Below are 7,356 nucleotides of genomic sequence, written 5' to 3'. Positions count from 1 at the left end.
TCTATCATTGCATTCGGAGTCTGGTCTATCGTCGGTCCAACGCCACCCATGGCCTTTGGTCTGATCGCAGCTGTGAGTGTGCTGATTATTGCTTGTCCCTGTGCCTTGGGTCTGGCGACTCCTATGTCGATCATGGTCGGTGTTGGTCGTGGCGCTCAGATCGGTGTCTTGATCCGAGATGCTGAAGCGTTGGAGCGGATGGAAAAAGTAGACACAGTGGTAGTGGATAAAACCGGGACCTTGACCGAAGGTAAGCCTCAGGTGACAAAACTGGTCTTGGCAAACGGTTTCAGCGATGAGGACTTGATGCGTTATTCCGGTAGCCTTGAAAAGGGCAGCGAGCACCCTTTGGCACATGCTATTTTGGATAAAGCTAAAACAATGAACCTAACATTACCAGACGCCATAGATTTCGACTCTCCAAACGGCAAAGGCGTTACTGGTGAAGTCGATGGAAAAAGGGTTCTGCTTGGTAATCGATTGTTAATGCAGTCAGAAAATGTTGATACATCCGCCTTTGAGGAAGAAGCCAATCAACTTCGAGAGGACGGTGCAACAGTAATTTTTGCCGCAGTTGATGGAAAGGTTTGTGGTTTGCTGGCGATTGCAGACCCGATCAAGGACACCACTAAAGCGGCAATAGCCGCTCTGCAGAATGAAGGGATTCGTGTGGTGATGCTGACCGGAGATAATCGTACCTCTGCCGAAGCTGTAGCTCGAAAACTCCACATTGATGAAGTGAAGGCAGAAGTATTGCCGGAAGATAAAGGCAATGTTATTCAACAGCTTAAAAATGAGGGTCGTGTTGTTGTTATGGCTGGTGATGGTGTTAATGATGCGCCAGCCTTGGCAACCGCAGATGTAGGTATTGCCATGGGGACAGGAACCGACGTGGCTATCGAAAGTGCGGGTATTACTCTATTACGTGGCGATCTGATGGGCATCGTGGAGGCACGGCGATTATCCCTGGCAACCATGCGTAATATTCGGCAGAACCTGTTCTTTGCATTCATTTATAACATGGCAGGAGTACCGATTGCTGCAGGAGTACTTTATCCGTTTACAGGTATTCTCTTATCGCCTATTTTTGCCGCTGTAGCTATGTCGTTGTCCTCGGTGAGTGTCATACTAAATGCTTTAAGGCTGCGGGCGGTAAAATTATCAGATAGCCAAATTAATAGTAAATAGCTAATTTTGAAAGAGGTGAATATATGAAGGTAATAAATAAAAGCATTGCAACTTCAATCTTAACGTTAGTCAGTGCAAGCGTGTTTGCACAACCTATAATAGATCTCTACAAGTCTCCGACATGTGGTTGTTGTGTTAAATGGGGGGAGCTAATGAAGGCAGAGGGATATACCGTTAATTATCATCACACAGAAGACTGGTCCTCTTTAAAAAAAGATGTGGGTATGCCCATGCAACTACAATCGTGTCACACCGCTGTAATCGACGGTTACTTAATTGAAGGGCATGTGCCAGAACAAGATGTGGCACGTTTAATACTTGAGAAACCTGAAAATGTATCAGGGTTGGCTGTGCCTAGAATGCCAAGGTATTCTCCTGGCATGGCTGAAAAAGGTCAGCAATACAAAGATTTTAATGTGATTCAGTTTAGCCAACAAGGAACGATGACAGTTTATCAACAGTATTGATAAACGAAAATCCAACAGGTTAGTTAGCTAATTTAATAGGGGCTTACTAACCTGCTTTATAGGCGAGTATACAAGACCATTCAGGCTCTGGATGTCTCAGATTTTACTAGATGTTTTTAAACTCGAAAATCCTTATGGCGTTTCTGCCAATGTAATGTGACTTGTTGCGGAACATTTGAATAAGTTCCTCTCATGGGAAAATCGCGTTTTCAGTCTTCGAGTCTCAACCATGTCAGACTAACTCACTTTTGCTGACAGCGGATTCAACAACAATAACCGTAAAACAATACGTAAGGAAATTTTTTCTTTCTCGCATGAATGAGTTGATGTCTTAGTTTCAACTAGAAGTGGTTGTTGAGCCGTTTTATCCCCAAGCTGGCAATGGGATATCCACTGTCTACTATGTTTCGTATTGACTGCATGCAACATTGGTACAGCATGAGTGACCCAACGATGGAAGATGCCTTGCATGAGGTTACTTCTATGCGTTTGTTTGCTCTTGCCAACGTGTCTCGGGTTGATCAGAGGATACGAGCTGCAAGGGGTTAATCCGTTCAAAGATTAATCAATGAGACTAAATTACCGAATTGAGTGACCAGTAAGGGGTAAAACAACTGGGTTGTCTGTTGTGTTTGGTGGTTTGAAGAAAACGAGGGTCGTTGGCTCAACTTGATCGTATGTTTCCTAAGCAGTTTCTTAAAAACCTTATTAATCTCTCTTTGATTGTATGGAATATTGATATTGGCAAGTAGTTTTTTGTTATTTAAAGTCAACCATCCGCTACATAGTAAAAAAATTAATCCCATAAATAACCTATGTCCATATACTATTATCTTCTATTTTACAATTAGCTTTAATGGTAGGTTTATAGTGAATTATACAAAATCCAGGTAATACTGTTTTTCTGCAATTATTTACTATAGAATATATTTATACTGATCAATAAATAAATGTTCTTCTTATGAATTTATGTATGTCTAATGGTTTTAGTGTTACTGCCGAGAGGCGTCTGATCATTACTATACTTTTTTTAATTTCTTTATTAATTAGTGCATCCGTAAAAAAACCTATAAATATTTTTTATAGTTTCTCGTCTGTTGAAAATATATCCAGCATTTCTAAAGTGGATGGTCATCTAGGGTCCAAAGTGGATGGTCATCTAGGGTCCAAAGTGGATGGTCATCTAGGGTCTGACTTTTGTGATTGTGATGATAAATGTCTTGATGGTAATTGTTGTAGTGTATTTAGCTTTGCAAGTAATTATCTATCTAGTATGGATTTTAGATCTCTCGATAAAACTACTTTAGTGTCCGTTTTATATGTTGCATTTTTTATAGATTCTCCATATACCCCACCTATACTTTATTGAAATCATATAATTCGAGAAAATGAACTTTATATTATTTTTTAAAAAAATAAGTTTTTCTCAATCTTTTTCTGTGCTGATTATTAATAGCATTGTAAATTATATTGATTAATGTCTTTTTTCATATGTCATATTTTTATTTTAAATGTGGTTTTATTTTTTAATACTGTTTAAAAGGATAAGGTTTTGAGTAATTTTTACGACTCAATTTTCAAATCAGCAGTTGATGCCATTATTGTCATTAATAATATGGGTATAATTGAGGCATTTTCACCTTCAGCTGAAAAACTGTTTGGCTATGCAGAAAATATCGTTGTAGGGAAAAATATATCTATTCTCATGCCGAAAAAGATAGCAATGGAGCATGATGGTTATCTTGAGAACTATAGAAAGACGAGTAATGCCAAAATTATAGGAATCGGTCGTGAAGTTGTTGGAAAGAAGAGTGATGGCCAAGAGTTTAAGATGCATTTGTCGGTTGGTAAGGCTGAAGATGAAAGTGGTAATTTGAAATATATAGGTATTTGCCATGATATGACGCCTTATTATTCAGTCAAAAATGATCTGAATGAGACAATGGAAAACTATGATAACTTATCTAATTATGAAGGCTTATATATAGCGTCCATCGATAAAAATGGATTAGTGATAAAGTCAAATGTCTTATTTTCTGAAAGCGGATTCTTCGATTCAAATAAATTTATTATAGATTGTTTTGAAAACTACAAATTTGAGCATATCATCCAAAAAACTTTGCAAGATGGTTTTTATTCTATTTCCAAGTCGTCTATTGAAATTGATGGAAAAAGTCATGTGATAGATTGGAATTTTAAACTTGCATCTAATGATAGGATTCAGATTGTAGGTATTGATCGTACAGAATCTGAAAAAATCAGTGAATCACTTTTAAAAGCTAAGATGTATGATCCTATTACCGAGCTTCCTAATGTTAATTATCTAAGGTTTTTATTAGAAAGTAAGGGGGTTAATTTAGACGATTATTATTTTTTTCGTGCTCGATTTGAAATGGTTGAAGTGAATAAAAAAATATTTGATCGAGACTTTCTGACGAAGTCAATTTATACCATTTTCAATTTGATCGAGAGTGTGGAATGTGTGGATTACACCATTCAAATTAGTGACTATTCATTTTTAAGTTGCGTGAAAAAGACATATCTTCCAATCCCTAGTCTCTTTAATGAAATTGTAAAAAATATATCGGACTTAGCTCTTTCAATTGATTTTATTGTGAATAAAAAATTCATAGTTGGATTTTGTGATTATCATGATAATGGTGTAGGTAAAAATATTGATGAAATTTTGAGGAGAACTGATTTCTCACTTAGATATGCCATTAATAATAATGTTGTTTTTTCGTATTACGATGCTTCAGTCGAGGATAGTATTAATAGAATAAAATACATTGAAAGTAATGTTATAAAATTTATGGATGATGAAGTTGTTTTGTATTTTCAACCTAAGATAAAATCTGAAGATTTTTCTGTCTATGGTTATGAAGCGTTAATGAGATGGAATAGTAAGGTAATAGGATGGGTCTCACCAGTTGAGATAATTAGTGCCGTTAATAATTTAGTTTTAATGGAGTTGGTTGATAAGAAAATTATCATCAAAGCTTTTAAAGCTATTTCAGAAAATCCACTGTTACAAAAAATGTCAATTTCTATAAATATGTCATCTATTTCTATTAATTCATGTTTTATCGTTGGATTAATAGAAGAGAGTGCTAAAGCATTCGATATTGATTTGAATTTCATTGATATTGAAATTACAGAAGATTCTCTAATTGATGACAGTGGTAATGCACGGTCCAATATTGATTTGTTGCGAAATAAAGGTGTTAGCTTTTCCTTAGATGATTTTGGTAAGGGCTATTCATCACTGAGTTATCTTACATCATTTAACATTAACTATTTGAAAATCGATAAGCTTTTTATAGATGCTTTAGGCGCATATCGAGGTGATGGTATGGTCGAATCTATTATAAAAATTGCGCATCTTAATGGAATGAAAGTGGTAGCGGAGGGAGTGGAAAGTAATCAACAGGTGGTGATATTGAAAGAAATGAAATGTGATTTTTTTCAAGGTTATTATTTTGGTAAGCCCACCGATATATCAAATTTGAGCGACTAAAAAATGAAAAAAAATCTTCCAGTTACCAATCGAGAGGTTATCCTTCCTGCAGGAACAACGCTTGTTACCTCTACAGACTTAAAAGGCATAATAACTTATTGTAACGATGAGTTCGTTGCAATAAGTGGGTTTGATCGGAGTGAGCTTGTTGGCTCGTCGCATAATATTGTTCGTCATCCAGATATGCCTCCTCAAGCATTTTCTATAATGTGGGAGTATCTGAAGTCTGGTAAGCCATGGATGGGATTAGTAAAGAATAGATGTAAAAATGGTGATCATTATTGGGTGAATGCTTATGTAACACCGATAACGGTGTCTGGTAAAGTAGTTGGATTTGAAAGTGTGCGTGTTACGCCTAAACCTGAGGATGTGATTAGAGCAGATGAGTATTACTCAAGACTTAATGCTAATAAAAAATCGAAATTGAAAATCCCTCAAGGGGTTTATAGTTTGATGGTTTTTTTAACTTGCTTGATTTCTAGTTTTTTTGTTTTTGAAGATAATAGCGCATTACTACTCTCTGCAATCTTACTAAATGTTTTAGTTTTTTTTAGTTATCAAAATTACTCATTCAAGAAATCATTATCATCTATAGACGATTTACTTAAAGAATCATTTAGCCATCCTGTGGCCGTTGCTACATACACTGATGATGTCTCTTCAATAGGACGTATTAAAGTCAGTATTCTGAGTGAGTTATCTCATTTAAATACAGTGCTAAGTCGTATTGAAAACTCAGCAAATGAATTGAGTAGAGAGTCAAAAGTAGGATTAGATGCGACGAATAATACGAAGTTTTATATGGATAAACAGTCCAGTGAAACAGAGCAAGTTGCAGCAGCAATGAATGAAATGAGCACGGCCATTTTTGAAGTATCTAAACATGTGCAAGAGACCGCAACAAATGCCACTGTTGCACGGGAGAAGGTTACTAAAGGTGTCGAGTTATCCAGTCGATCTAAGCACTCAATAGCTTCTTTAAACGGCAGTGTTGAAGATATTACGAATTCAATAAAAGAACTTGAATCTCAGACAACGAATATTGCTGATGCTGCCGGTATTATTGAGCAAATTGCAGAGCAAACAAACCTGCTGGCGCTTAATGCGGCGATTGAAGCGGCCCGCGCAGGAGAGCATGGTCGTGGTTTTGCGGTTGTTGCCGATGAAGTGAGGCAATTGGCACAACGCACACAAGAGTCGACCAAGAAAATCTACTCGATAATTACTCATTTTAGAGACTCTGTTTCTAATTCTGTTGCTATTGCTGCGCAATGTAGCTCTTCCGCAGAGAATGGTTTAATTAATGTAAGTGAGACAGAAACAATGCTGAATAGCTTTGCTGATGATATGAACTTAATTGTTGATATGTCGGTACAAATGGCAGCTGCAGTTGAAGAACAGGCTTTAGTTTCTGATGAAGTTAATAGGCAGATCATTAACATATCTTCATTGTCTACAGATTGTACTGGGAAATCCATTGAAGCAGGAGAGGCTGTGCAAGAATTAGATAATGTAGCAAATCAACTTAAAGATTTGGTTGTTGGATTTAAGCGATAAGTTATCAAGCTAAAAGGAAAACGCCGAGCTAGTAGCTCGGCGTTTTTGCTTTATTCTTTCGAGCCTGACCCAGTAAGAACTTAGGGAGGAATTTTTACTGCTAGGGTCTGAGTGGCTCATAACTTGTATTAGTTTTAACTGACCAGACAGCACCCTCATTTTGATAAGCTCAGTTTTTACTGAACGAGCAAATACTGGGTACTACGTCCATCAGATTTAGATCTAATCAAGCACCCTTGTTGAACTAAAGTAGCCAAGTGGCGAGTAGCTGTAGGCTTACTTACTTTGGCAACGCTATGGTATTGAGTCGTGTTAATACCATGCTCAAAATCCCCATCGAGCGATACTGTCAACTTAACAGAATCTCTAACAATTATGCGGTAATCTTGAGATGGAAAACTCAAACATCTATGCAGGTTGTCGTTATCCTGCCAAATCATCAGCCATACAGTCTAGCTTTACCACCGTTCCACACTGAGCTTTCGGGATATCGAAGAATGACTTGCATTTCGAAGTATTATTGTAGGTTACGAAACTCTTCGTCTACTCAAAGCTATCCATTATAGAGCTTTTCATGAACGATCCTTTGTAGAGTGGGGTAGGGTTAGTTGCGTCCAAAATTTAAGT

General features: G+C 37.0%; 4 protein-coding genes and 1 pseudogene. All 5 read left to right on the top strand.

The window, feature by feature from the left end:
* On the top strand, nt 1-1,188 hold a 1,188-nt coding region (locus tag BUA59_RS03875), incomplete at its 5' end, for a heavy metal translocating P-type ATPase (protein WP_139248830.1).
* Nucleotides 1,189-1,340: 152 nt separating this feature from the next.
* Nucleotides 1,341-1,655 (top strand): DUF411 domain-containing protein, encoded by a 315-nt coding sequence (locus BUA59_RS03870; protein WP_205114019.1) that lies wholly within the window; start codon nt 1,341-1,343, stop codon nt 1,653-1,655.
* A 286-nt stretch (nt 1,656-1,941) separates the two neighbouring features.
* Nucleotides 1,942-2,153 (top strand): annotated as a pseudogene (locus BUA59_RS23565) (transposase); the annotation flags it as partial.
* 1,054 nt (nt 2,154-3,207) lie between these two features.
* The gene (locus BUA59_RS03860; protein WP_072838399.1) at nt 3,208-5,172 is read left to right on the top strand and encodes an EAL domain-containing protein; all 1,965 of its coding nucleotides are present in this window, start codon (nt 3,208-3,210) and stop codon (nt 5,170-5,172) included.
* Between the two features lie 3 nt (nt 5,173-5,175).
* Nucleotides 5,176-6,729 (top strand): methyl-accepting chemotaxis protein, encoded by a 1,554-nt coding sequence (locus BUA59_RS03855; protein ID WP_072838398.1) that lies wholly within the window; start codon nt 5,176-5,178, stop codon nt 6,727-6,729.
* Nucleotides 6,730-7,356: the final 627 nt, after the last annotated feature.

Origin of the sequence: Marinomonas polaris DSM 16579 (assembly GCF_900129155.1) — a bacterium.
In the GTDB taxonomy this organism is placed as follows: domain Bacteria; phylum Pseudomonadota; class Gammaproteobacteria; order Pseudomonadales; family Marinomonadaceae; genus Marinomonas; species Marinomonas polaris.
This window is presented reverse-complemented; position numbering and strand designations above follow the sequence as displayed.